This is a genomic window from Pseudorhodobacter sp., from assembly GCF_034675685.1.
Taxonomy (GTDB): Bacteria; Pseudomonadota; Alphaproteobacteria; order Rhodobacterales; family Rhodobacteraceae; genus Pseudorhodobacter.
This window is the reverse complement of sequence record NZ_JAUCDA010000016.1, coordinates 417,341-441,051: the sequence shown is the minus strand read 5'-3', so window position 1 is coordinate 441,051 and position 23,711 is coordinate 417,341. Positions and strand designations below refer to the sequence as shown.

Annotated in this window: 20 protein-coding genes, 1 tRNA gene and 1 other RNA gene; 14 read left to right on the top strand and 8 right to left on the bottom strand. The window is 61.1% G+C overall.

Features of this window, described 5'->3' with window-relative positions:
* Positions 1 to 17 precede the first annotated feature (17 nt).
* Together VDP61_RS13565 and VDP61_RS13560 are read right to left on the bottom strand one after the other, a co-directional pair.
* On the bottom strand, positions 18 to 881 hold the full coding sequence (locus VDP61_RS13565) for a universal stress protein (RefSeq protein WP_323007391.1): 864 nt from the start codon (positions 879 to 881) through the stop codon (positions 18 to 20).
* A 682-nt stretch (positions 882 to 1,563) separates the two neighbouring features.
* Positions 1,564 to 1,639, bottom strand: a tRNA-Lys gene (locus VDP61_RS13560).
* 103 nt (positions 1,640 to 1,742) lie between these two features.
* Here VDP61_RS13560 and dapF point away from each other — a divergent pair.
* Positions 1,743 to 2,582, top strand: coding sequence for a diaminopimelate epimerase (gene dapF, locus VDP61_RS13555; protein WP_323007390.1), 840 nt, complete (start codon positions 1,743 to 1,745; stop codon positions 2,580 to 2,582).
* A complete protein-coding gene (gene mtaB / locus VDP61_RS13550; RefSeq protein ID WP_323007389.1) occupies positions 2,579 to 3,847 on the top strand; it encodes a tRNA (N(6)-L-threonylcarbamoyladenosine(37)-C(2))-methylthiotransferase MtaB in 1,269 nt (422 codons plus the stop codon). Before dapF ends, mtaB begins: the two co-directional genes overlap by 4 nt.
* A gap of 204 nt (positions 3,848 to 4,051) precedes the next feature.
* On the opposite strand, the gene VDP61_RS13545 is transcribed toward mtaB, so the two are convergent.
* A complete protein-coding gene (locus tag VDP61_RS13545; RefSeq protein WP_323007388.1) occupies positions 4,052 to 5,110 on the bottom strand; it encodes a LacI family DNA-binding transcriptional regulator in 1,059 nt (352 codons plus the stop codon).
* Between the two features lie 593 nt (positions 5,111 to 5,703).
* The gene (smc, locus tag VDP61_RS13540; protein ID WP_323007387.1) at positions 5,704 to 9,159 is read right to left on the bottom strand and encodes a chromosome segregation protein SMC; all 3,456 of its coding nucleotides are present in this window, start codon (positions 9,157 to 9,159) and stop codon (positions 5,704 to 5,706) included.
* Here smc and VDP61_RS13535 point away from each other — a divergent pair.
* Positions 9,091 to 9,309, top strand: a complete 219-nt coding sequence (locus VDP61_RS13535) for a hypothetical protein (protein ID WP_323007560.1) — start codon at positions 9,091 to 9,093, stop codon at positions 9,307 to 9,309. The genes smc and VDP61_RS13535 overlap by 69 nt on opposite strands.
* A gap of 182 nt (positions 9,310 to 9,491) precedes the next feature.
* Positions 9,492 to 9,944: a GNAT family N-acetyltransferase gene (locus VDP61_RS13530; protein ID WP_323007386.1), complete on the top strand. Its 453-nt coding sequence runs from the start codon at positions 9,492 to 9,494 to the stop codon at positions 9,942 to 9,944.
* 55 nt (positions 9,945 to 9,999) lie between these two features.
* On the opposite strand, the gene VDP61_RS13525 is transcribed toward VDP61_RS13530, so the two are convergent.
* On the bottom strand, positions 10,000 to 10,896 hold the full coding sequence (locus tag VDP61_RS13525; protein WP_323007385.1) for a DMT family transporter: 897 nt from the start codon (positions 10,894 to 10,896) through the stop codon (positions 10,000 to 10,002).
* Entirely contained in the window at positions 10,893 to 11,573 is a 681-nt protein-coding gene (mnmD, locus tag VDP61_RS13520; RefSeq protein WP_323007553.1) for a tRNA (5-methylaminomethyl-2-thiouridine)(34)-methyltransferase MnmD, read from the bottom strand. The genes VDP61_RS13525 and mnmD overlap by 4 nt, the downstream gene beginning before the upstream one ends.
* A 100-nt stretch (positions 11,574 to 11,673) precedes the next feature.
* On the opposite strand from mnmD, the gene VDP61_RS13515 reads away from it, so the two are divergent.
* Together VDP61_RS13515 and VDP61_RS13510 are read left to right on the top strand one after the other, a co-directional pair.
* Positions 11,674 to 12,717 carry an FAD-dependent oxidoreductase gene (locus VDP61_RS13515; RefSeq protein ID WP_323007384.1) on the top strand — a complete coding sequence of 348 codons (1,044 nt, stop codon included), beginning with the start codon at positions 11,674 to 11,676 and terminating at the stop codon, positions 12,715 to 12,717.
* Between the two features lie 84 nt (positions 12,718 to 12,801).
* Positions 12,802 to 14,451 carry a thiamine pyrophosphate-binding protein gene (locus tag VDP61_RS13510; protein ID WP_323007383.1) on the top strand — a complete coding sequence of 550 codons (1,650 nt, stop codon included), beginning with the start codon at positions 12,802 to 12,804 and terminating at the stop codon, positions 14,449 to 14,451.
* 62 nt (positions 14,452 to 14,513) lie between these two features.
* Here the strand turns inward: VDP61_RS13510 and VDP61_RS13505 are convergent, their stop codons facing one another.
* The gene (locus tag VDP61_RS13505) at positions 14,514 to 16,478 is read right to left on the bottom strand and encodes a lytic transglycosylase domain-containing protein (RefSeq protein WP_323007382.1); all 1,965 of its coding nucleotides are present in this window, start codon (positions 16,476 to 16,478) and stop codon (positions 14,514 to 14,516) included.
* Between the two features lie 183 nt (positions 16,479 to 16,661).
* Here VDP61_RS13505 and dapA point away from each other — a divergent pair, with 183 nt between their 5' ends.
* The 8 genes from dapA to rsgA all read left to right on the top strand — a co-directional run bounded on the left by dapA (position 16,662) and on the right by rsgA (position 23,263).
* Positions 16,662 to 17,537: a 4-hydroxy-tetrahydrodipicolinate synthase gene (gene dapA / locus VDP61_RS13500; RefSeq protein WP_323007381.1), complete on the top strand. Its 876-nt coding sequence runs from the start codon at positions 16,662 to 16,664 to the stop codon at positions 17,535 to 17,537.
* 184 nt (positions 17,538 to 17,721) lie between these two features.
* Complete coding sequence (locus VDP61_RS13495) at positions 17,722 to 18,636, top strand: DMT family transporter (protein WP_323007380.1); 915 nt, start codon at positions 17,722 to 17,724, stop codon at positions 18,634 to 18,636.
* A 57-nt stretch (positions 18,637 to 18,693) separates the two neighbouring features.
* Positions 18,694 to 19,170 carry an SsrA-binding protein SmpB gene (smpB, locus tag VDP61_RS13490; protein ID WP_323007379.1) on the top strand — a complete coding sequence of 159 codons (477 nt, stop codon included), beginning with the start codon at positions 18,694 to 18,696 and terminating at the stop codon, positions 19,168 to 19,170.
* Positions 19,171 to 19,291: 121 nt separating this feature from the next.
* Positions 19,292 to 20,152, top strand: a complete 861-nt coding sequence (gene sseA, locus VDP61_RS13485) for a 3-mercaptopyruvate sulfurtransferase (protein ID WP_323007378.1) — start codon at positions 19,292 to 19,294, stop codon at positions 20,150 to 20,152.
* 27 nt (positions 20,153 to 20,179) lie between these two features.
* The gene (locus VDP61_RS13480) at positions 20,180 to 21,364 is read left to right on the top strand and encodes an amino acid aminotransferase (RefSeq protein WP_323007377.1); all 1,185 of its coding nucleotides are present in this window, start codon (positions 20,180 to 20,182) and stop codon (positions 21,362 to 21,364) included.
* Between the two features lie 3 nt (positions 21,365 to 21,367).
* A complete protein-coding gene (locus tag VDP61_RS13475; protein ID WP_323007376.1) occupies positions 21,368 to 22,000 on the top strand; it encodes an HAD family phosphatase in 633 nt (210 codons plus the stop codon).
* A gap of 37 nt (positions 22,001 to 22,037) precedes the next feature.
* An RNA gene (gene ffs / locus VDP61_RS13470) (signal recognition particle sRNA small type) lies at positions 22,038 to 22,133 on the top strand.
* Positions 22,134 to 22,165: 32 nt separating this feature from the next.
* Positions 22,166 to 23,263, top strand: a complete 1,098-nt coding sequence (rsgA, locus tag VDP61_RS13465) for a ribosome small subunit-dependent GTPase A (protein WP_323007375.1) — start codon at positions 22,166 to 22,168, stop codon at positions 23,261 to 23,263.
* Here rsgA and VDP61_RS13460 read toward each other — a convergent pair.
* A complete protein-coding gene (locus VDP61_RS13460; RefSeq protein WP_323007374.1) occupies positions 23,260 to 23,706 on the bottom strand; it encodes a protein-tyrosine phosphatase family protein in 447 nt (148 codons plus the stop codon). The genes rsgA and VDP61_RS13460 overlap by 4 nt on opposite strands.
* Positions 23,707 to 23,711: the final 5 nt, after the last annotated feature.

Sequence of the window (23,711 nt, the reverse complement as noted above, 5' to 3'; positions counted from 1 at the left end):
TCGGCAGCATGCGCGGGTCATGCCAGCAGATTTGGCGGGATCGCCAAAACGTCCACCTCGGCGCGTCGCAACACCTCCTCTGCAACGCTGCCAAGGAAGGTTTTGCTCAGGCCCACGCGGCCCTGACTGGCAACGACAATCAGGTCTGCTTGCACATCCGCTGCCGTAGCCAATATGGCCGCCGAGGTTGCCCCATTGAAATGCCGAACCATCCTGTTGCTGTTTTGAAAGGGTAATGGTTCAGCAAATTCGAAAAGCGCCTGTTCGGCCTCGACCTGAAGCTCGACGAGATAGCGGTCCATCTGCCCCTCTTGCAGCATATTGCTCATCAGCAATTGCTGGGCGGGCGCGCGAAAAATATGCAAAAGAGTGCAATGCGCTGAGTCCGCCAGTTCAAGTGCCGAAAAATGCGCGGCCGCCTTGCCTGAGGTTTCCGAAAGATCGGTAGCCAGCAACACATTGCGATAGGTCTGTTTGGGGGGCGCATTGACCATAAGGACGGGCCAATTCGCCCGCCGGATGGTGCGTTGGGCCGTTGTGCCGACAAACACGTTGCGCAACAGATGGCGGCGATGCGCACCAAGAACCACCAGATCGGGCCTGAGCGCATCGGCAGAACTGCCAATCCCATCAAACGGATCACCCAGCACAACCTCACTTGCGCAAACCAGCCCATCGGTCTGCTTCAGGCGCACAGCTTCTTCTTGCAAAAGCTGTTCAGAAAGCGCGGTCTCGGCTTTGACGATGCGGTATTTCTGATCATCATCGACAACATGCATCAGGTGCAGGCCGGCACCCGTCTTTACGGCAATCATCGCCGCACGGGCGATAGCAAGATCTGAGCGTTCAGAGAAATCCGTCGCAACAACTATCTTATCCATCCTATCCCTCCAGAATAAAACCTCGCCCAAAATAACCTGCGCGCAGCCTTTTTGATAGGCCACCCGCAATATCGGGCTACAAATGGTTTTCGCCTCCACGCGAGGGCCGTTGGGCCAAGCGTTGCAGGCGCACCCTATGGCTGCGGCCAAACGCGCAGGGGGCGCTCAGATCCAGAATCGGGGTTATGCAGTGCGCAAGATGGCCGAGCGATTGGGGGGCAGCACCAAGTTGGCCCATAGATGGCTGCGGCAGTTTTCACAGCCTGCAAAGCTGATCCCTGAGGTCAATGCCCAAACCGATGATGCCCGTCGTCTGAAGCGCGATTTGGCGCGGGGGCCAGAGAAGCGGGAGTTTGCAAAAGCCGCATTGTCTCGGGGGACTCCGCCAAACTGCGATGTCTATACACAGCGGGCCAAATTTGCACCCTGATAGACACGCGCCAAGGCGGTCGTCTGCGTTTCGATATGCGGATTGTCGCTTTCCAAAACTGTCCGGTAGTGCCGGTCGGGATCGCCTTGCATATTGGTGATTTTGGTTTGCCCGCAAACAACCCTATAAAATCAGCCGCTTCCCCCTTCGGAAAACCAAAAAAGACCCAAAGGGCAAAAACTGTGACTGAAATGACACAACCTTAACGCCACGGCCCGCAAGACCTGACGGATCACAAACCTTTGAAATTAATGGTGAGCCGGTCGGGATCCGAACCCGAGACCTACTGATTAAAAGTCAGTTGCTCTACCAACTGAGCTACCGGCCCACACTGGGTGCTACCTAGAAACTATGGCGCGGAGGGTCAAGCGCAAAAAAGCATATTTTTCGACTCTCTGGCAAAAACTTGTTCGCTGGCGTATAGGCGCGGAATGAATCGCATAACTCCCCCTCGCGGCCTCGCTTTTGTAAAGATGCATGGGCTGGGCAATGATTTCGTTGTAATCGACTCGCGCACACGCGGGGCGGTGGTGACGCCTGCGCTTGCGCGGGCGCTGGGTGACAGGCATCGCGGCGTTGGGTTTGACCAACTGGCCGAAATCCGCGATGCGCAGGGGGCCGATTTCACGCTGGACTTCTGGAACGCGGATGGCAGCCGCGCAGGGGCTTGCGGCAATGCCACCCGCTGCGTGTCGGATCTGGTGATGCGGCAAACCGGGCAGGCCCGCATCAGCCTGCTGACCGCACGCGGCAGCCTCTCTGCGCTGCGCCGCGCCGATGGCCTCGTCTCGGTCAACATGGGCGCACCGCAGCTTGATTGGGCCGAAATTCCGCTGTCACATGCGGTGGATACGCTATATCTGCCCCTGCCCGGCGATCCGGTTGGCGTTGGTATGGGTAACCCGCATTGCGTGTTCTTCGTGCCCAATGCCGAAACTGTCGCGCTTCAAACCGATGGCCCCCGATTTGAGGGTGATCCGCTGTTCCCGCAAAAAACCAATGTGGAATTTGTGTCGGTAATCGCCCCCGACCATCTGCGCATGCGTGTTTGGGAACGCGGGGCCGGCGTTACGCTGGCCTGTGGCTCTGGCGCTTGTGCGGTGGGGGTGGCCGCCCATCTGCGCGGCCTGACCGGGCGGTGCGTGCGGGTAACCGTAGATGGCGGCGAGCTAGAGATTGACTGGCGCGACGATGGCGTCTGGATGACTGGCCCCGTGGCGCATGTCTTCGACGGCATGCTGCCACCCGAATTCTTGGCCGCAAACACATGAGCACCCCCGTCTTGAAAGCCCCCATATTCTCCACCCTCGGTTGCCGGTTGAACGCCTATGAAACCGAAGCCATGAAGGAATTGGCTGCGGCCGCTGGCCTGTCCGGTGCCGTCGTCATCAACACCTGCGCCGTTACCGCCGAAGCCGTGCGCAAGGCCAAACAAGAGATTCGCAAACTGGCCCGCGAAAACCCCGGCGCGGCGGTGATCGTGACAGGCTGCGCAGCGCAAACCGAACCCGAAACCTTTGCCGCCATGGCAGAAGTGACCCGCGTCATCGGCAATACCGAAAAGATGCAGGCCGAAACCTGGCAAACCCTGCGCGCCCCCGATCTGATCGGCGTGACCGAAAAGGTGATGGTCGATGACATCATGTCGGTAAAAGAGACCGCAGGCCATCTGATCGACGGCTTTGGCCGTCACCGCGCCTATGTGCAGGTCCAGAATGGCTGCGACCACCGCTGCACCTTTTGCATCATCCCCTATGGCCGTGGCAATTCCCGCTCCGTCCCTGCCGGGGTGGTGATCGACCAAATCAAGCGGCTGGTCGACAAGGGGTTTCAAGAGGTGGTGCTGACGGGTGTTGACCTCACCTCTTGGGGGGCCGATCTGCCCGCCACGCCCCGCCTCGGTGATCTGGTCATGCGGATCTTGCGGCTGATCCCCGATCTGGCCCGCCTGCGCATCAGCTCGATTGATTCGATCGAGGCCGATGACAACCTGATGCAAGCCATCGCCACCGAGCCCCGCCTGATGCCGCATCTGCACCTCAGCCTGCAAGCCGGCGATGACATGATTCTGAAACGGATGAAACGCCGCCATCTGCGCGACGATGCCATTGCGTTTTGCGAACAGGCCCGCAAACTTCGCCCCGATATGGTCTTTGGCGCCGATATCATCGCAGGCTTCCCGACCGAGACCGAGGAAATGTTTGAAAACTCACTGAAACTGGTCAGTGACTGCGACCTGACCTTTCTGCACGTCTTTCCCTACAGCGCCCGCAAAGGCACCCCCGCCGCCCGCATGCCCCCCGTCAGAGGCCCCGAAATCAAATCCCGCGCCGCCCGGTTGCGCGCCATGGGTGACCTGGCCTTGCAGCGGCATTTGGTGGCCCAGATCGGCCAAACCCATCATATTTTGCTGGAAAGCCCCCGCATGGGCCGAACCGAGCAATTCACCGAAGTTCTTTTCACGACCGACCAGCCAGAGGGGCAGATCATCACGGCACCTGTCACAGGCGTCTTGGCAACACAGTTGCTGGCCTAACGCCTTTCGATTTGCCCCCGAATCCCAGACCGCGGCCTGATGCTTCACGGCGAAATCGAAACGCCATACCGCTTTCTGTTCGGTTGAAATATCCTCGGGGGGTCAGCTTTGCGTCTCGCAAAGCTGTTTGGGGGGCAGACAGCCCCCCTTGCCCCGGCCGCCGCCGGCGCTTTGGCAAAACTCTCACGCAGCCCCAAGAAAATCCTATCGCCGAATCGTATCGCCCAAATCAAGCGTCGGCGACAACTCGACCCGCTCGCCGCCAATCAAACCACCAGGATGCACCCCGGCAATGATCTGCGCTGCCGTGCGACCGATTTCCAGGCGGCAGGCATCCATCGTTGCCAAACGTCGCGGCAAACCGTCCAGCAGCTCCACCCCGTTAAATCCGGCAAGCCCAAGCCGATTGGGCACGTCGATGCCCTTTTCCAGACAATAGAGCAACCCCCCTGCCCCGATCATATCATTGGAGTAATAGAGAAAATCCAGATCCGGGCTACGCGCCAGAATTGCGGCCGTCATCTCACGCCCCTTCAGCAAGGCAGAGCCACCTGAATAAAACTCTCGGTCAGCCAGGCTGATCCCGGCCTCAGCAAGCCCTTCTTCCAACCCCTCCAACCGCTTTCGTGCGCGGTGATCATCGGGCATCATCGTGCCCAGAAAACCGATTTTCTTATACCCGGCGGCCAGTATCGCCTGGGCCATTTTCAGCCCGGCGCGCCGGTGCGAAATCCCAACCACCGAATCAACCGGCACCCCGTCCACATCCATCGTCTCAACAATGGGGATGCCGGCATTTTCCAGCATGGCACGCGCCGAATCGGTATGCTCCAACCCAGCCACAATCACCCCCGAGGGCCGCCAGGACAGCATTTCATACAGCACGGATTCTTCACGCTCGGGCTGATAATGCGTAACCCCGACAACCGGCTGCAATCCGGTATCTTCCAGCACCTGCGAAATCCCGGTCATGACCTCGGGGTAAACCATGTTCGACAAAGACGGAATAATGACCGCCACAAGGTTCACGCGCTGACTGGCCAGCGCCCCCGCGATTTTATTCGGCACATAGCCCAGGGTCCGCGCTGCCAAAAGCACCCGTTCCCGCGTAGCCTCCGACACATCCCCCCGGCTGCGCAACACGCGGCTCACCGTCATCTCTGACACGCCAGAGGCTTCTGATACATCACGTAGGGTCAATGGGCGGCGTAAGTCAGTGCGGGTTACTTGGGTCACCGTTGATCGGCCTTTTGATTGGGACATATTTCGACGTTACTGCCAAAGATTCGGCTTGTCCAAGCCTGTCTATCACTTTTTGGTATCGCTAACGCTTATCGCCCCGCCTCCCCCTCCCTTCCCGCCGCCAATCCTGCCTGCCCCGTCACGCAAGCGCGCAAACCGATCCGGTCCGATGTTGCCGAACCGCCCAGAGCAGTGTATGAAAACCGCAGAAGGAAAATGCGTCTGCGTAGCTCAGCTGGATAGAGCACAGGATTCCTGGTAACAAATTGGGCGTTGTGTTTGGAAACTGCGCAACGGATCTGCTCAAATTCGGGGAACGCTACGGTGCGGCTTGCACCTTGCCGATCCCGAGCCAAGCCCTGAAAAGGGAAGGTGTAGAGACTGGTAGGGCAGCACCTACGGGCCAACCGGCCTAGGGTGAAGGGACAGTCCAGACCACGAACGCCCGATCGGGCGGCGGCGAAAGTCGAAGTGGTATGAATCCTGGGGCCGTGGGTTCGAATCCCGCCGTGGACACCATTTTCCTTCATTCGTTTCCCGACAACCGTTCCCGGCCCTTGACCGCCTCTCGCGGGCGTCGGTTGCGCTTGGCGATGACCGCCCCTGTGTGCCGATCAAGCCACCATCGCTTCGGCCCGTTTCAGATCGACGCTGACCAATTGGCTGACCCCTTGCTCGGCCATGGTGACCCCGAACAGCCGGTCCATCCGGGCCATTGTGACGGCATGGTGGGTGATGATCAGAAAACGGGTTTCCGTTCTGCGGGCCATCTCATCCAAAAGGTCACAAAACCGGGTCACGTTGGCATCATCCAAAGGCGCGTCCACTTCATCCAGCACGCAGATCGGGGCTGGATTGGCAAGGAAAACCGCAAAAATCAACGCCATGGCTGTCAGGGTTTGTTCGCCCCCCGAAAGCAGACTCAGGGTTGCCAGCTTCTTGCCCGGCGGCTGGCACATGATTTCCAGCCCTGCTTCCAGCGGGTCGTCCGATTCTACCAGGACCAGACGCGCCTCACCACCGCCAAACAGATGCGAAAACAACGTCCCGAATGAGGTGTTGACCTGTTCAAACGCCGTCAAAAGCCGCTCGCGCCCTTCTCGGTTCAGGCCGGCAATGCCACTGCGCAGTTTTTTGATCGCCTCTTCCAGATCATTCTTTTCGGATGCCAGCGTGTCATGTTCTTGACGCACCGATTTCGCGTCTTCCTCGGCGCGCAGGTTCACCGCACCCAAAGCCTCGCGCTGGCGCTTCAAGCGGCTCACCTCGGTTTCCAGATGCGCCACATCGGGCATAGTGTCCGGGTCGGCATCCAGCGTTTCCAACAGCTTGGCGGGTGCAACTTCTGCCTCTTCCTGGATCCGCAAGGCGGCTGCGTCGCGTGCATCCACGGCGGCCTCATGCCGGGCCTCGGTGCGGGCGCGGGCTTCGCGGGCGTCGCCGGCCAACCGCTCGGTCTCACGCTCTTGCATGGTCGCCTCTCGCAGGGCGGTTTCCGCTGCGGCCAAAGCATCGGCAGCAGTGGCGCGACGGATTTCGGCCTGCGTCATCGCATCGGCAAGCTCTTCCCGCTGAAGTGCGATGTCTTCGGGCACAGCTTGGGCATCTTCCAACTCTTCCTCGGTCAGCGCCTTACGGTCGGCCAGTTCCTGATTGCGCTTTTCTGCCGTTTCCAGCCGGTGCCGCCAGCCCGAGATTTCCTTGGTTACCTCTTGCCGGCGCTTCAGCCGCGCTTCGCCCTCGCGCCGCAATTCATCATGCGCCGAGCGCCGTGTCATCATCGTGATCCGCGCGGCTTCGACAGTCGTTTTCAGCGCCTCCACCGTGGCCCGTGCGGCAGCCAGATCTGGCAGCGCCTCTACCGTATTTCTGGCATCGCGCAGGGCGGCACGGGCCTCGGTTGCCTCGGTATCATAGCGGGTCACGGCCAGACGCGCAGCTTCCAGCTTGCCGCCCGCGATGGAACGATCTGCCTCGGCACGTGCAAGCGCGCGGTTGGCCTCGGTGACGCGGCCATCGGCGGCCCGACGGGCATCGCGGGCCGCCTGTTCGGCGCGGGTCAGGTCAGAGACCTGCCTCTGCAACGCTTCATGCGCCAGCTTTGCACCATCGGCGCGCGCCGCCACATCTTCAAGGTCACGCTTTAGCTGCACCAGCCGGTTCAACTGCTTCAGTCGCAAGGCAGCGGCCGAAGGCGCATCATCCGCCCCCGCGCGAAACCCATCCCAACGCCAAAGATCGCCTTCAACGCTGACCAAACGCTGACCGGGGCGCAAAGCGGGCTGAAGGGCGGCCCCTTGCGCGCGCGCCACCAGCCCAATCTGCCCTATCCGGCGGCCAAGCACTGCGGGAACCCTGACCCAATCCGCCAGCGCCGCAACCCCCAAAGGCAGGGCTGCACTCTCGTCATAACCGGGCAACACAACCCAGCCCGAAACCGCATCAGCCGCCACCGCAGGGGCGCGCAGATCATCCGCAAGCGCAGCCCCAAGGGCGGCCTCATACCCCGGCTCTACCGCGCATTGATCCAGCACCTGCGAGCCCGCCGCAGCTTCGCGGTCCACCAACCGACCCAGGGCGGATACCTCGGCGCGCAGCGCGTTGGCCTCGCCCTCGGCCTCGGACCGCATCGCGCGGGCGTTGGCTTCGCGGATTTGCACCTCGGCACGGGCCTCTTCGGCGCTCAGCAGCGCCTCCTCGGTGGCCTCGGCCAGCGCCATTGCCTCTTCCTGGATGATCTGGGCGGCCTCATAGGCTTCGGCAGAGCTGGCCTCGAACTCCACAGCCTCAACCGACGCCTCTTTGGCGCGCGCCGTCTGGTTTTCAACCTTTTCAACCATGCTTTGCGTATCTGCCAGCAAGCGGCCCGCCGAATGGTGGCGGGCTGCCAGGCGGGCGACGTCTTCGGTCATATCCGACATGCCGGCTTCGCGTTCGGTCAGCACGGCACCCGCTTCCCGCGCGGCCTCGGCAGCCGCAGCCAGTTTGTCGTCATGGCCATCGGCAGCACGGGCAAGCTGTTCGGCCTCCCAGTCAAGCCGCTCGATTGTGTCTTGTGCGTCGCGGTTCAGACCCGACTCACGCTCCATATCGCGGGTAAGCTGGTCGATGCGGCCGCGCAGCGTGTCGATAGCTTGCAGGGCGCGGGTTTCGGCATCGTTCAAGGTGTCGCGCTGCACGGTCAGGCGTTGCAACACAGCGCCCGCAATCGCCTCTTCCTCGCGCTTGGGCGGCAGCGCATTTTCGGCGGCGGCACGGGTGCCTTGTGCCAGCCGGGACAGGGTTTCGGCCTTGCCCGCCTGAATCAGACGTTCTCGCAGCAGCGTTTCAGCCTCTTTCACCGCGATATCTGCCTCGCGCCAGCGGCGAAACAACAACATACCCTCGGCACGCCGCAACTCGGTGCCAATCTCGCGGTAGCGCGCGGCCTGACGGGCCTGACGGGCAAGCGTGCCAAGCTGGCTGGCCAGGGCGTCCAGCACATCATCCACCCGCGCCAGGTTGGTTTCCGTTGCGTTCAGACGCAGCTCTGCCTCATGGCGGCGCTGATAAAGGCCCGAAATTCCCGCGGCTTCCTCTAATATCCGGCGCCGTGCCTTGGGCTTGGCGTTGATAAGCTCGGCAATCTGGCCTTGCCGCACCAGCGCGGGGGAATGTGCGCCGGTCGAGGCGTCAGCGAACAGCATCTGAATATCGCGGGCGCGCACGTCGCGGGTGTTCACCTTATAGGCCGAGCCTGCATCGCGGGTGATGCGGCGGGTAATCTCGATCGTGTCGGCCTCATTGAAACCCGAAGGGGCAAGCCGGTCCTGGTTGTCGATGATCAGCGCGACCTCGGCAAAATTGCGGGCGGGGCGGCTGGAGGTGCCGGCAAAGATAACGTCTTCCATCCCGCCGCCACGCATCGCCGTAGGGCGGTTTTCGCCCATCACCCAGCGCAGCGCCTCCAGCAGGTTGGATTTACCGCACCCATTGGGGCCAACCACGCCAGTCAGCCCCTCATGGATGATCAAATCCGTGGGATCTACAAAGCTTTTGAAGCCATTGAGACGGAGGCGGTTGAAACGCAAAGCTTTGCTACCGATGATTCTGTGTGCGCCGCGATGGTCTGTGCCATCACGCTATGTGTCAACCCGTTAACCCCCTGCATCATGGGGGCATTGGCAGCTTATCCACAACATCTTGGCAAGATCACGCCGACAGAACCCAGCATGCGTTGACGCAACGGGCCATCATGGCAGATGCGGGCCTTTTGCACGCGGCCCAAGGGGGCCAAAAGGCCGGGGCAATTTGGGCAATCACGGCCATCGGACAAAAACAGGTTGGGGCCGTTGAAACCTGTTGAAACCACTTGACCGGACGCAATCAGATACAGAAAGTCGTGGCGACAAAGGAAAGCACAATGACCCCGTTTCAACCGCAAGAACCTTATGACTGGGATGCGCTGTTTGCGCTGATCAGGCGGGCATTTGCGGGGATGGAAGGGCGGATTGATCCGCCAACCTCGCTGAACAAGATGACCGCAAAAGATCTGGCGACCCACAAAGGCGAGGTTTGGGTGATCGGCAGCCCCGCGCGCGCCTGTATGGTGCTGACCCCGAAACCGCATGCGCTGCATCTGGGCCGCTTGTCGGTAGATCCGCGCTGGCAGCGTAAAGGCTATGCCCATATCCTTATTAACCATGCCGAGGCACGGGCCCGTGCCCTTGGTCTTCCGGCGCTGGAACTGCAATCGCGAATCGAGTTGGTCGAAAACCACGCCATCTTTTTCGCGCTTGGGTTTGAGCAGACAGGCGCCACCACCCATCCGGGTTTTGACAGCCCTACCTCTTTGGTCTTTACCAAGGCGCTATAATGCCGCGACGGGGGGCAGCCAAGGCCCCCATCTTGGCCTGACACGGTCTGAACTGTCACCGCTGCGACACGCGCAGCCCCTTGCCCTGATTTTTCTGGCGGCTGCGGATCACCGTAAACAACCCTGCCAGAACAATTATCCCGCCGCCGATAATCACGTTTGGCCGCAGCACCTCATCAAACACGGTCATGGCGATGGCGGTAACAAAGACAATCTGCAAATAGGCAAAGGGTTGCAGCGCACTTGCCTCGGCTATCGAATAGCTGCGAATCAAAAGATAGTGGCCAAACAGCGCAAGGAACGAATAAATTCCCATCATCAACAGATCGAAGCCGGGCATCACGGTCAGGTAGGGCAGCCCGATAGCCGTCATCAACACACAGCCGATAATGCCCGACCAAAAGAATGAGATGAACGCAGGTTCATCGCGCGTGGCCAGTCGCGTCAGCAGGCTGTAAAGCGCGAACATGAACGCGCTGATCAGCGGCAGGAAACTATCAAGTGAGAACACGCCGCCATCGGGCTGCAAGATAATCGCAACGCCGACCATCCCGATGACAATCGCCGTCCATCTGCGCCAACCAACCTTTTCGCCCAGAATCGGCATCGCAAGCCCGGCAATCAGCAAAGGGCAAACCGCAAAGATCGCGTGCGTGTTGATCAGGCCGATCCGCGTATAGGCCAAAACCATCACGCAAATCTCTGCGATCAACAGAACCGACCGCGCGATTTGCAGCCAGGGGTGGCGCGTGCGCACGGCCCTGCGCAACCCGCCTTCCTTCAATGCCGCCTGGGTCGTTACAAAAATTGCAAACACCCAATAGCGCACCATCACAATCATGAAAATGCTGTAGCCACTGGCCAGATAGCGCGAAAACCCATCTTGCACGGCAAAAACAAAAACGGTGGCGATCATCAGCCATATGCCAAGGCGGGTATTTTGAACGGTCATTCTGATAGGTTTTCTGACATTTTTTCTGACATTTTTGCTGGCATTTCTCCTGTGGCCATATGGCGCTTGTGGCCGTGGCCTTTGCGCCGCTCTACCGCAAAACCGGCAGCTTGCAAGCCCCGGCGCACGAAACCTGCCGCTGTATAGGTGGCGAATGTGCCGCCGGGGGCCGTGTGCCGTGCAACCTGATCCATCAGCGCCGCGTTCCACAGTTCGGGGTTTTTGGCGGGGGAAAAGCCATCCAGATACCACGCATCGGCGCGGCCCTGCCATGCGGGCAGGGTGGTGCGGGCATCACCGATGATCACCTCGACCAAGATTGCGCCAAGTTGGAACTGCCGCGCGCCCGTGGCCCAATGCGCCAGAAAGTCACCCGCCACCGCCCCGGCTTCGGGAAAGGCCTGCAAGGCCCGCGCGATATCGGCGGCGGCCATCGGAAACGCCTCGAACGACGTATAGCGGATGGGTATATCGCCCGCAGCAATCCGCGTGGCCAACAGATTCAGCCCGGTACCAAAACCCAGCTCGGCGATGTGAAAACCGGGGCGCAGGCGGGCGGGCAGGCCATTTCCGGCCAGAAACACATGCCGGGTTTCCTCTAACCCGTTGGCAAGGCTGAAATAAGGGTCATCGAATTGGGTCGAGATCGGCAATGCCCCATCGCGCCATTCCAACATGGGTTGCGTTTCGGGCTGGGTCTGTAGGGGCCTCTGGTCGGGCACAGTCAAATCGCCTATGGAAAGGGTTCGCGGGGGACAATGGGCATAGGGGCCGGAAATGGCAACGTCAGATTTGACAGTACATGGCGCGGGCATCTTTGGGCTGTCAATTGCCTGGGCAGCGGCCCGACGCGGCGCAAAGGTGCGCGTGATTGATATAGCGCATCCCGGTGCGGGGGCCTCTGGCGGCATCGTCGGCGCGCTGGCCCCGCATGTGCCGGAACTTTGGAACAGCAAGAAAGCCTTTCAGCTTGACTGCCTGCTGGAGGCTGAAAGCTGGTGGCACAAGGTGCAATCGGTGGGGGGCGTGGACCCGCTTTACCGGCGCACAGGCCGCTTGCAGGCCATCATGGATGAGGCAGGCCTGGCCCTGGCACAGACCCGCGCGCAATCCGCCAAAACCCTTTGGCAAGGTCGCGCTGCATGGCAGGTTATCGCCGCCACCGGGGCTGATTGGGAGCCGCATAGCCCAAGCGGCTGGCTGGTCCATGACACGCTGACGGCGCGCTTGCATCCGCGGGCCGCAGGGGCTGCGCTGTTGGCAGCGATCAAGGCCAAAGGGGCTGATGTGGGTATCGGCCCACAAAGCGCAGCAGATGGGCCGCAGGTTTGGGCAACCGGCTATGCCGGGCTGATCGAGATGTCACAGGGGCGTGCGCGGCCGGTTGGCAGCGGCGTCAAGGGGCAAGCTGCTGCATTCCGCTATGAAGCGGCAACGCTGCCGCAGATTTTCACCGATGGGCTGCATGTTATCGGCCATGGTGACGGCACGGTCGCAATCGGCTCTACATCCGAGCGCTACTGGGAGGAGGCGACCAGCACCGATGCGCAGCTTGACGTCCTGATCGCCAAAGCCCGCGCGGCCCTGCCCTGCCTTGCGCATGCACCCGTGGTAGAACGCTGGGCCGGCATCCGCCCACGCAGCCGCAGTCGGGCACCGATGCTGGGCGCCTGGCCCAACCGACCCGGCCATTTCATCGCCAATGGCGGGTTCAAAATCGGCTTTGGCATGGCGTCTGGCATTGCGGAAGCAATGGCTGACCTGGTCTTGGAGGGGCGCGATACAATCCCGAACGACTTTCGCATTGACGCAAACCTTTAACCAAGAACTTGCGCCTTCCCCCCTTGAACCAAAAGCCGCGTCAGCGCAGTGTCAGCCGCAACACAGCTTCGGAAAGGAACACTCATGCGGCACGGCGGGCAAATTTTGGTAGATCAACTGGTGGCCCAAGGCGTCACACGCGTATTTTCGGTTCCGGGTGAAAGTTTTCTGGCCGCGCTGGATGGGCTGCATGACAGCGGAATCGAGAATATCGTCTGCCGTCAGGAAGGCGGGGCAGCCATGATGGCCGAGGCGCAGGGCAAAATGACCGGCAAGCCGGGGGTCGTGTTTGTAACGCGCGGGCCTGGGGCCACGAATGCATCCGCCGGCATCCACATTGCCAAGCAAGACAGCACGCCGATGGTGGTCTTTGTCGGCCAGATCGCACGGGCGCATCGGGACCGCGAAGCGTTTCAAGAGGTGGATTACCGGGCCGTCTTTGGCACCCTGGCGAAATGGACGGCAGAGGTGGATCAAATCGAACGCCTGCCCGAATATATCAGCCGCGCATTTCATGTCGCTTGTTCGGGCCGCCCCGGCCCGGTGGTTCTGGCCCTGCCCGAAGATATGCTTTCGGGCCATGCCGATGTGGCCGACCTGCCCGCGCCCGCGCCGCGCCCTGCTGCGGTAAGTGCAGCCCAGATTGCCGCCATCACCGAAGCGCTGCACACCGCGCAACGCCCTTTGGTGATTGCGGGTGGCCCCGGCTGGTCGCAAGCCGCAACCGAAAGCCTGGCCACGTTTGCCGAGAACTGGAACTTGCCGGTCGCGGTAACCTTTCGCCGTCAAGACCGGATGAACAATGACCATCCGCTTTTTGCCGGGGATTTGGGCGTCGGGATGAACCCGAAACTGGGCCAGCGCTTGGCGCAGGCGGATACTTTGTTGGTGCTGGGGGCGCGTTTGGGCGATATTGCCACCGATGGCTATGCGATCCTTGACCCTACCCGCCCCGGCCCGCGCATTTTGCATATTCATGCCGACCCGGATGAATTGGGCCGCGTATTTCATCCAGCCCTTGCGATTGCAGCCCCCACAGCCGAGATTGTGACAGCGCTTGCCGAAACTTCCGGCAAAGGCGACTGGACCGATTGGTCAGCACAGGCCCGCAAGGACTATGAGGCATGGCAAACCCCCGCTGCAACACCCGGCGCGGTAAAGCTGGAGCAGGTCGTGGCGTGGCTTGCGGCCAATCTGCAACATGACAGCATCTTGACCAATGGCGCGGGCAATTATGCCGCCTTCCTGCATCGCTATTACCGTTTCCGGCAGTTTGGCACCCAACTTGCGCCCACCTCTGGCTCTATGGGCTATGGGTTTCCCGCCTCGGTTGCGGCATCCTTGCAAAACCCGGACAAGACCGTGGTTTGCATGGCAGGCGATGGCTGTTTTCAGATGACCTGTAATGAGATGTCAACAGCCGTGCAACATGGAGCCAAACCGATCGTGATAGTTGCCAATAATGGCCGCTATGGCACGATTCGGATGCATCAGGAACGCCACTATCCGGGCCGCCCCTCTGGCACCGACTTGGCCAATCCCGATTTTGCAGCGCTTGCACAGGCTTATGGCGGGCATGGTGAAACGGTCAGCAATCAGGCAGATTTCCCGGCCGCTTTTGCCCGCGCGCAAGCCAGCGGTAAATTGGCCGTTATCGAATTGAAGCTTGACCCCGATATGCTGACGACCGGCCAATCCTTGAGCCAGGTACGCGCAGCCTCGCTCAAGCAGTGATGCAGTTTCGATTTTTCGACGAAAAATCTGAATTTTCGTCGAAAATTCGAAAACTGCTGGTCCTACCGTCCGGTCAGCTCGGACCTGACATTGACCGCGCCAACTGCCCCCCGCAGCTTGGCGCGGTAGATCACAAGCGATTCCACCACACGCATTACATAGGTGCGGGTTTCGCCAAAGGGAATCGTTTCAACCCAATCGACGACATCCACACCGTCTTGCCTGGGGTCGCCAAACTCGGTGACCCAACGGCGCGGACGGCCCGGCCCGGCGTTATAGCCTGATGCGATCAGGGCGACCGCCGGGCCGAACTCCTCGACCAATTGCGCCAGATAGGCCGCGCCAAGACCGACATTATAGGCCGGGTCTTGCGTCAATTGCCCAAGCGCATAGGGTTTGCCGGTTTTCTCGGCCATCAGCTTGGCAGTTCCCGGCATCACCTGCATCAATCCGCGCGCCCCGGCGGGGCTGATCACGCCCACGTTGAACTCACTTTCCCGCCGCGCGATGGACAGGGCCAATGCTCGACTGACCGCAAGCCCGTCAGGCACCAAACCCACCACCGGAAAATAGGCCCGCGACAAGATCACCCCGCGTGACGCCGCCTGTTTGCCCACCAGCACCGCAATATGCGGCTGACCGCTTTGCAAGGCAAAATCGGCAAGCTGGTCAAGGGCAACCGGCCCCAAACCTTCGGCCAGGTGCAGCACAAAGCGTTTGGCCAAATCCAGATCACCGGCAGCCAGCAACAGCTTTGCCGCCTCCAGCACAGAAGATTTCGCAAAAGCCGCTGTTTTCCAATCCGCAGGCCCCGCATCAGACAACAGCGCCGCATCCAGCGCCAGGCCCAGCTTTTCTGCCGAAAGCAGCCCGTAATAGGCCGTTTGGTGCTTGGCCCCCGCTTCAAATGCCACGCGGGCGGCGGCGAGGTTGCCCAGCGCCTCCTCGGCCCTGCCTTCCCAATACAAAGCACGGCTCAGGCTGATCGGGGTGCTGACCCCTTGTTTGAGATGTTGGAAATGGCGGCGGGCGGTCATCGGGTCATTCAGCTTGCGCAATGCGATAAAGCCGGCCAAAAATTCCAACTCGGCATAATCGCCGCCTTCGGTCAGGTGATGCGAGGCGGCAACTTTATACGCCTCTTGCATCCGCCCGACCTGCACCAGATCACGGGTCAGGCGCGCCCGTCGATCGGCCCAGGCAGCGGGTCGGCCAAGGGCAGCGGGTGAAATGGACCGCTCAAGAATCAGCGATACCGCACCATCGACATTGCCTTTGCGTGCGCGCCAGACAAAGCGGTCATAGGCCAGCCCTGCATTGCCCGCCTCGGCCTGCGGTACGGCCGCGATCAAGCCATCAACCCCGTCTTTCATGCCTTGCAGGGCGATCCGGGCACGGGCCAGCGCTTGCAAACCCGGCGAAACCAGGGGCAGCATTTGCAACGCCTCCGCCTCGCGCCCCGCCCAAAGCAACATATCCAGCCGCTTGGCATGAACCGCTTGTAGCGCCGCACCTTGCAGCCCCAGCATTTCGGCCTGTGACACCGCATCAAACCGCAGCTGCACCCAGGCGCGCTGTGCCTCGGCTGCCGCCGCATCCGGATTTCCAATCGCCGCATAAGCCTTGACCAGCGCAATCGCCCCTTCCGCCAGCGCAGGTTTATCGCTTTTGAAATAGCCGATCACGCGGCTGGGGGTGGTAGAGCGGGCCACCGCCACCTCGCCCTTTTGGTGCAGCCACGGCAGGCCGGGCCAATCGCTTCGACGCGCCAGAAAGCCTTCATAATCGCCCAGCACCCCGTCCCCGGCGCGAAGCCGCTGCCATTCGATGATATCGCGCGCCACGCCCATCGGGGCCAAGCCAAGTGCCTTTTCCCAATCGCGCGCCTCTGCCGCGGCAAGGGCCCCCCGCAAATCACTTGTGGCATCGGCGCGGGCCATGCTGGCCGGGCCAAACCCAAGCAACAAAAGCGAAATCCCGCAAATACGCAGGAATGGGGCAAGGCGGGGGGGGCGTGCTGTTTTCATAACCCTTAACTTGCCATTGTGGCCGCCAAGGCGCAACTCACATCCGCGCGTGTTTGCCCGCCCCCTGGCAAGTTTGCGCCAGACTTGGCCCAGACTTGGCAAGCGCCACGCATAGCGCTAGGAAGACGCGGAAACCAACGGGCGACTCATCAGCCCGCCCATTCGCAAGAGGAGAAGCGCACCATGTTCAAAGGGTCTATGCCTGCCCTGGTCACGCCGTTCAAGAACGGCCAAGTTGACTTTGACGCGCTTAAAAAACTTGTTGAATGGCATATCGCCGAGGGCAGCCACGGCCTTGTCCCTGTTGGCACCACTGGCGAAAGCCCGACGCTAAGCCATGCCGAACATGGGCAAGTGATTGAAGAAGTGGTCAAAGCTGCAGCGGGCCGCCTTCCGGTGATCGCCGGGGCCGGTTCAAACAACACCACAGAAGGGATCAGATTGATCCAGCATGCGGAAAACGTCGGGGCAGATGCCGCCCTTGTGGTGACGCCCTATTACAACAAGCCGACCCAAGCGGGCCTGATTGCGCATTTCACCGCCTTGCATGAATGCTGCAACCTGCCGATCATCATCTATAACATTCCGGGCCGTTCAGTGGTTGATATGTCACCCGCCACGATGGGCGAGTTGGCCAAGCTGCCGCGAATCATCGGGGTCAAGGATGCCACCGGCGATCTGGCACGGGTACCAAAGCAGCGCATCACCTGCGGCAAGGATTTCCTGCAAATCTCGGGCGAGGATGCCACAGCACTTGGGTATAATGCCCATGGCGGGGTGGGCTGCATTTCCGTCACGGCCAATATCGCCCCGCGCCTGTGTGCGCAATTCCAGGAAGCAACGCTGGCAGGTGATTACAAGCTGGCGCTGGAAATTCAGGACCGTTTGATGCCGCTGCATGAGGCGATCTTTATTGAGCCGGGTCTGGTCGGGGTGAAATACGGCCTGTCTGTGCTTGGCCATTGCTCGGATGAGGTGCGCTTGCCGCTTGTCGGGTTGACCGAGGGCGCCAAGGCCAAAATGGATGCCGCCATGCGGTTTGCCGGGCTGATCAACTGAGCCCAGCCCCCCTGAAACAACAAACCCGCCTGATACAACAAACCCGGCCCGCCCTTTGGCTCTGGCCGGGTTTTTCTTTGCCTAATGGTGCTGACGCGTTTGCCAATGGCAAAAGAGCGCAGCGGCACTGGCCTATTGGCTGGCAGCACCCTAAACAGGGTCGCATTCCATAAAAGGCCCGACCATGAACAACAATCTGCGCGGTGGCCTGTTGATGATTGCCGCAATGGCGGGCTTTGCCGTCGAGGACATGTTTTTGAAAACCGCCGCGCAGCTGGTGCCGGTTGGCCAAATTCTGATGATCTTTGGCGGCGCGGGGATGGTCTGTTTTGCCATCCTTGCGAAATCGCAGGGCGCGCGATTGTTAAGCCCCGATATTCTGTCCCCCCCAATTCTGATCCGCGCGGTGTTTGAGGTAATGGGCCGTCTGTTCTACACGCTAGCCATTGCGCTGACGCCGCTGTCTTCGGCCTCGGCGATCCTTCAGGCCACGCCTTTGGTCGTGGTGGCGGGCGCGGCCTTGGTGTTTCGTGAAAAGGTGGGGTGGCGGCGCTGGTCTGCGATCATGGCGGGGTTTGTGGGCGTGCTGATCATCTTGCGTCCGGGGCTTGCCGGTTTTACGCCCTTGTCGATTCTGGCGGTGCTTGGAACGCTGGGCTTTGCCGGGCGCGATCTGGCAACCCGCGCCGCGCCCAAAACCCTGTCAAACCTGACGCTTGGAGTTTACGGCTTTGCGATGATGGTGCCAACCGGGGCCGGCCTGCTGATGTGGACCGGCGGCGCCGTGATGCCCGATGGTCCTGCCAGCTTTGCCCTTGGGGCCGCAACCCTTTTTGGTGTGGCCGGGTACTACGCCCTGACGGCAGCGATGCGCGTGGGCGAAGTATCACTGGTAACGCCCTTTCGCTACAGCCGCCTGTTGTTCGCACTGATCCTCGGTGTGATCGTCTTTGCCGAGCGCCCCGATGCCGCCACCCTTTTGGGCAGCGCTATCATCGTGGGGTCGGGTATCTATACCCTGCTGCGGGGGCGCAGGGCACGCCAAGCGGGCGATCTGGAAAACGGCGATTCCGATGCCAAATCCACGCGCCAATCGTAAACGCACCCCCGCGCGCATCTGGACAGTTGCCGCGTCAGCCCCTATCTGATGGAAACCATGGTAAAACACAGTGACCCAAATTCCAAACTCATCGCCGAAAACCGCCGCGCGCGGTATGATTTCGCGATTGAAGACGACATCGAGGCGGGAATCATCCTGCATGGCTCGGAAGTGAAATCGCTGCGGCAGGGTGGCGCGAATATCGCGGAAAGCTATGCCAGCGTCGAAGAGGGTGAACTGTGGCTGATCAACGGCTATATCGCGCCCTATCTGCAGGCCAAGACATGGGGGCATGAAGAACGCCGCAAGCGCAAGCTGCTGGTGTCACGCAAGCAATTGTCACGCCTTTGGAACGCCACCGCGCGTGAGGGCATGACGATCGTGCCGCTGAAGATGTATTTCAACGAACGCGGCAAGGTTAAGCTGAAGATCGGAATCGCCAAGGGCAAGAAAAGCGCGGATAAGCGCGAAACCTCGGCCAAGCGCGATTGGGATCGGCAAAAAGCCCGGCTGATGAAGCAAAACCACCAATAACCCGCGATTCTTTGGCCCGGCCACTGTGGTGCCTGCGCAGATTTACGGTTTGCGGCGCCTCTGGCCTTGCCTCACCCTGCCTATCCGCTATACCCAAGCCGTGCAGATCAGGAGCCTGAACATGACCCCCGCACCGCAAGATGACCCTAAAACGCTGGTTTCAACCGAGTGGTTGGCCCAACATATCAACGACCCCGATCTGCGGATCATAGACGCCTCGTGGCACATGCCCGCCACCGGGCGCGATGCCAAGGCCGAATATGCCAGCGCCCATATCCCCGGCGCGCGTTTCTTTGATATTGATGAGATTGCAGACCACAGGTCCGAACTGCCGCATATGGCCCCGCCGGTGGAAAAATTCATCAGCCGCATGCGCGCGATGGGCATCGGTGACGGGCATCAGGTGGTGGTCTATGACAGCACCGGGGTATTTTCTGCCGCCCGCGTCTGGTGGACGTTCCGGCTGATGGGCAAGATGGATATCGCCGTGCTGGATGGCGGCTTGCCGAAATGGCAGGCCGAAGGGCATGAGGTTGAAGATATGCCCCCCATGGTCCGTGATCGCCACATCACCGTGCAGCGCCAATCCGGCCTTGTGAAAGACGTAACCCAGGTCGCGCAGGCGTCAAAGCTGGCAGAAACCGAAATTATCGACGCCCGCGCCGCTGCCCGCTTCATGGGCGAGGCACCCGAGCCGCGCCCCGGCCTGCGTTTGGGCCATATTCCCAATTCCAAGAACCTGCCCTTTGTTGATCTGCTCAACGGCGATTGCACATTGAAGGCGGTGCCAGCCTTGAAAGCCGCGTTTGAAACGGCTGGTATTGACCTGTCAAAACCCGCAATCACCACCTGCGGATCGGGTGTAACGGCCGCAATCCTGAACCTTGCGCTGGAACGGATCGGCCACCGCAATCACGCGCTTTATGATGGATCCTGGGCGGAATGGGGCATGTATGATGATCTGCCCATCGCCAAAGGCTGACCACGCAACTTTCTGAAAGTAAACCAAATGCTGAACGCCCTGCACGCCCAACCGCAAGACAAGATCCTGCAACTGATCCAACTGTACAAGGATGACCCGCGCGAAACCAAGATTGACCTTGGCGTAGGCGTCTACAAGGATGCAACCGGCCTGACCCCGGTGATGCGGGCGGTAAAGGCGGCGGAAAAACAGCTTTGGGAAGTAGAGACGACCAAAACCTATACCAACCTCGCGGGTGATCCTGCCTATGCCGAGGCGATGCAGGCGCTGCTGCTGGATGGTGCCGTGCCTGCTGATCGGTTGTCGGCGGCTGCCACCCCCGGCGGCACGGGTGCAATTCGTCAGGCATTGGGGCTGGTTCAGCTTGCCAACCCGGAGGCGACGATCTGGCTGTCAAACCCTACCTGGCCAAACCATCCGTCGATCATCAAATACCTTGGCATGAAAATGGCCGATTACCGCTATTTTGATGCAGACAGCCGCGGCGTTGATTTTGACGGCATGCTGGCCGATCTGGCGCAGGCCAAGGCGGGCGATGTGGTGCTGTTGCACGCCTGCTGCCACAACCCCACCGGCGCCAACCTGACGTTGCCACAATGGGCCGCCGTTGCTGACCTTTTGGCAAAAACCGGGGCGATACCCTTTGTCGATATCGCCTATCAGGGCTTTGGCGATGGGCTGGCGGAAGATGCGGCGGGCCTGCGCCTGTTGGCGGGGCGGTTGCCGGAACTGCTGATCGCGGCCTCATGTTCCAAGAACTTCGGGATTTACCGCGAACGGACCGGCATTGTGATCGCCGTTTCGCCCAAGCCCGAGATGCGGGCCGTGGTGCAAGACAATCTCGCCTTTCTGAACCGCCAAACCTACAGTTTCCCGCCCGACCATGGCGCGCGCCTGGTGACGATGATCCTGAATGACCCGGCCCTGCGTGCCGATTGGCAGGCGGAACTGGAAGATATCCGCAAGAACATGCTGACCCTGCGCGAAGCCCTCGCGGCCGAGCTGCGCCGCCTGTCCGGCTCGGATCGGTTCGGGTTTTTGGCACAGCATCGCGGCATGTTTTCGCGCCTTGGGGCTACGCCCGAACAGGTCGAAACCCTGCGCCGCGAGCATGGGATTTATATGGTCGGTGACAGCCGGATGAACATTGCAGGCCTGAATGCCCGCACGGTGCCAATTTTGGCAAAAGCCATCATAGACACGGGTATATAGGCCATGTTCGACGCAGTCATTTTCGATCTTGACGGCACTTTGCTGGATACCGAAAGCCTGACACAGGCGGCGGGGCTTTTTGCCTTTGCCGAATGTGGGCTGACGGTTGAACCTGCCTTCCTGCACAGCTTGATCGGTCGGGATGATGTAACCGGTGCGAGCATTGTTCGCGCCCATTACCCGGAAATGGATTTCGATGCATTTTCAGTAATTTGGAAGCGTACCGTCTTGGAATACTATGGCCAGGGCATCCCGCTGAAACCCGGCACGCATGAACTGCTGGGCGCAATCACGCTGCCCGTGGCGATGGCGACATCCTCAACCCGCGCGCAACTGGATTTCAAGCTGGGCGTGACCGACATCGCCGCCTATTTCCGCCATTTCGTGACCTTTGACGATGTAACACTGGCCAAGCCGGCACCCGAACCGTTCTTGCTGGCAGCATCGCTTTTGGGGGTGGACCCGGCGCGTTGCCTGGCCTTTGAAGACAGCGAAGCCGGGGCCGAAGCCGCGCATCGCGCCGGGATGACCGTGGTGCAAGTGCCCGATATCAACCCTGCCTCTGGCCGGTTTGCGCATCTGATTGCCCCCGACCTTTTGACCGGGGCGCGCGAAATCGGACTTTTGCCCAAGTGATCTTGCGAATCCCTGCGCCAGCCCCTATATCAAGGGTGAGAGGTTGGCGCGGGCGAGTGCCTCGCCAACTTGGTCAGGTCCGGAAGGAAGCAGCCACAACGAGCCCCACTTGGGTCGATGTCAGCCTCTCACCCAACCCCACGCGGTGCATTTAGACCGCCGCATATGGGATATTCAGTCATTTCCACCGATCCGCAGCCCTCTACCCCGCTGGAAACCCTAGGGTGGGGCGATGATTTTGCGCGCCAGATCACCGCCGAGGATGAAGGCAGCCTGCCCGCCCGCGTGGCCCAGGTACACCGTGACCGCCTTGCCGTGCTGGCGGTCGATGGCGCGCGTGAAGTGGCGCTGCCCAATGGCCACCCTTCGGGCAGCTTCGCGGTTGGCGATTGGGTGATGGTTTCCACCAGCCAATCCGTGATGCGTCGCCGGCTTGAACGCCGCAGCCTGCTGCAACGCCGGGTCCATTCGCGCGCGGGCAGCCGCAATATCGGCGAATACCGCCTGATCGGCGCGAATATCGACACGCTGTTCATCACCACCTCTTGCAATGCCGATTTCAACGTGGCGCGGCTGGAACGCTATCTGACACTGGCGCATGACGCGGGCGTGGAACCCGTGATCTTGCTGACCAAGGCAGATATGGCGGAGGCCCCCGAAAGCTATGCGATCGAGGCGCAAAAGCTTGGCCGCGATCTGGCGGTTCTGGTGTTGGATGCGCATGCGCCCGATGTGGCCGAAAAACTGGCGCAATGGTGCGGGCCGGGCAAAACCATCGCGCTGTCAGGGTCATCGGGCGTGGGCAAAACCACGCTGGCCAACGCGTTGACCGGCATGGATGCAGCAACGCAAGGCGTGCGCGACGACACCCGCGGCCGCCACACCACCACCGCCCGCAGCCTGCACCCCCTGCCCCAAGGCGGCTGGCTGATTGATACCCCCGGCATCCGCGGCCTTGGCGTTTCCGATGCGGCCACCGGCATCGACGTGACCTTTGCCGAGATTACCGAGCTGGCCAGCCAGTGCAAATTCCGTGATTGCGCGCATGAGGCAGAGCCGGGCTGTGCGGTACAAGCCGCCATTGCCAGCGGCGACATAGAGGCCGACCGCCTGGACCGTTGGCGCAAACTGTCCACCGAGGATGCGGTGAACACCGCCAGTTCAGGTGCTGCAATGGGCAAGGGCTATGGCATCACCAAACGCGGCAAGGGCAAAGCGCTGACCAAGCAGATCAAATCCGCGCAGAAACACAAAAAGCGTTAAAGCCCCGCCCAGATCCCTTGCGCCTCGGTTTCCACCGCGCAGGGCCGCAACGCGCGCAAACGTGCCAGGGCCGCCTGTGGCGCCTCGCCCGCCTCTATCATCAACCGCAGTGCAATCATGCCCGTGCGGCCACAGCCCCCCCGGCAATGCACAATCATGCGCGCAGCCTGTGCCAGCTTTGCATGCAAATCCACCGACAGCGCAGCCCAACCGCCGGTCGGCACGCCATAATCCGCAATTGGATACAGCCGTTGCGCGATACCCGCCGCCGCCAAAGCCGCCGCCAGATCAGGCGACAAGGCCGCAGCCTCCTCGGCCTCGACCAGGGTCAGCACCAGATCGGGCCGCCAATCACGCAGCGCCGCCACATCCGCGGCCTGCGGCAAAGAGCACAGCCCCAGCACCCCACCACCCACTGCAATGTTGCAAATCGAAATAGCCATTCGCC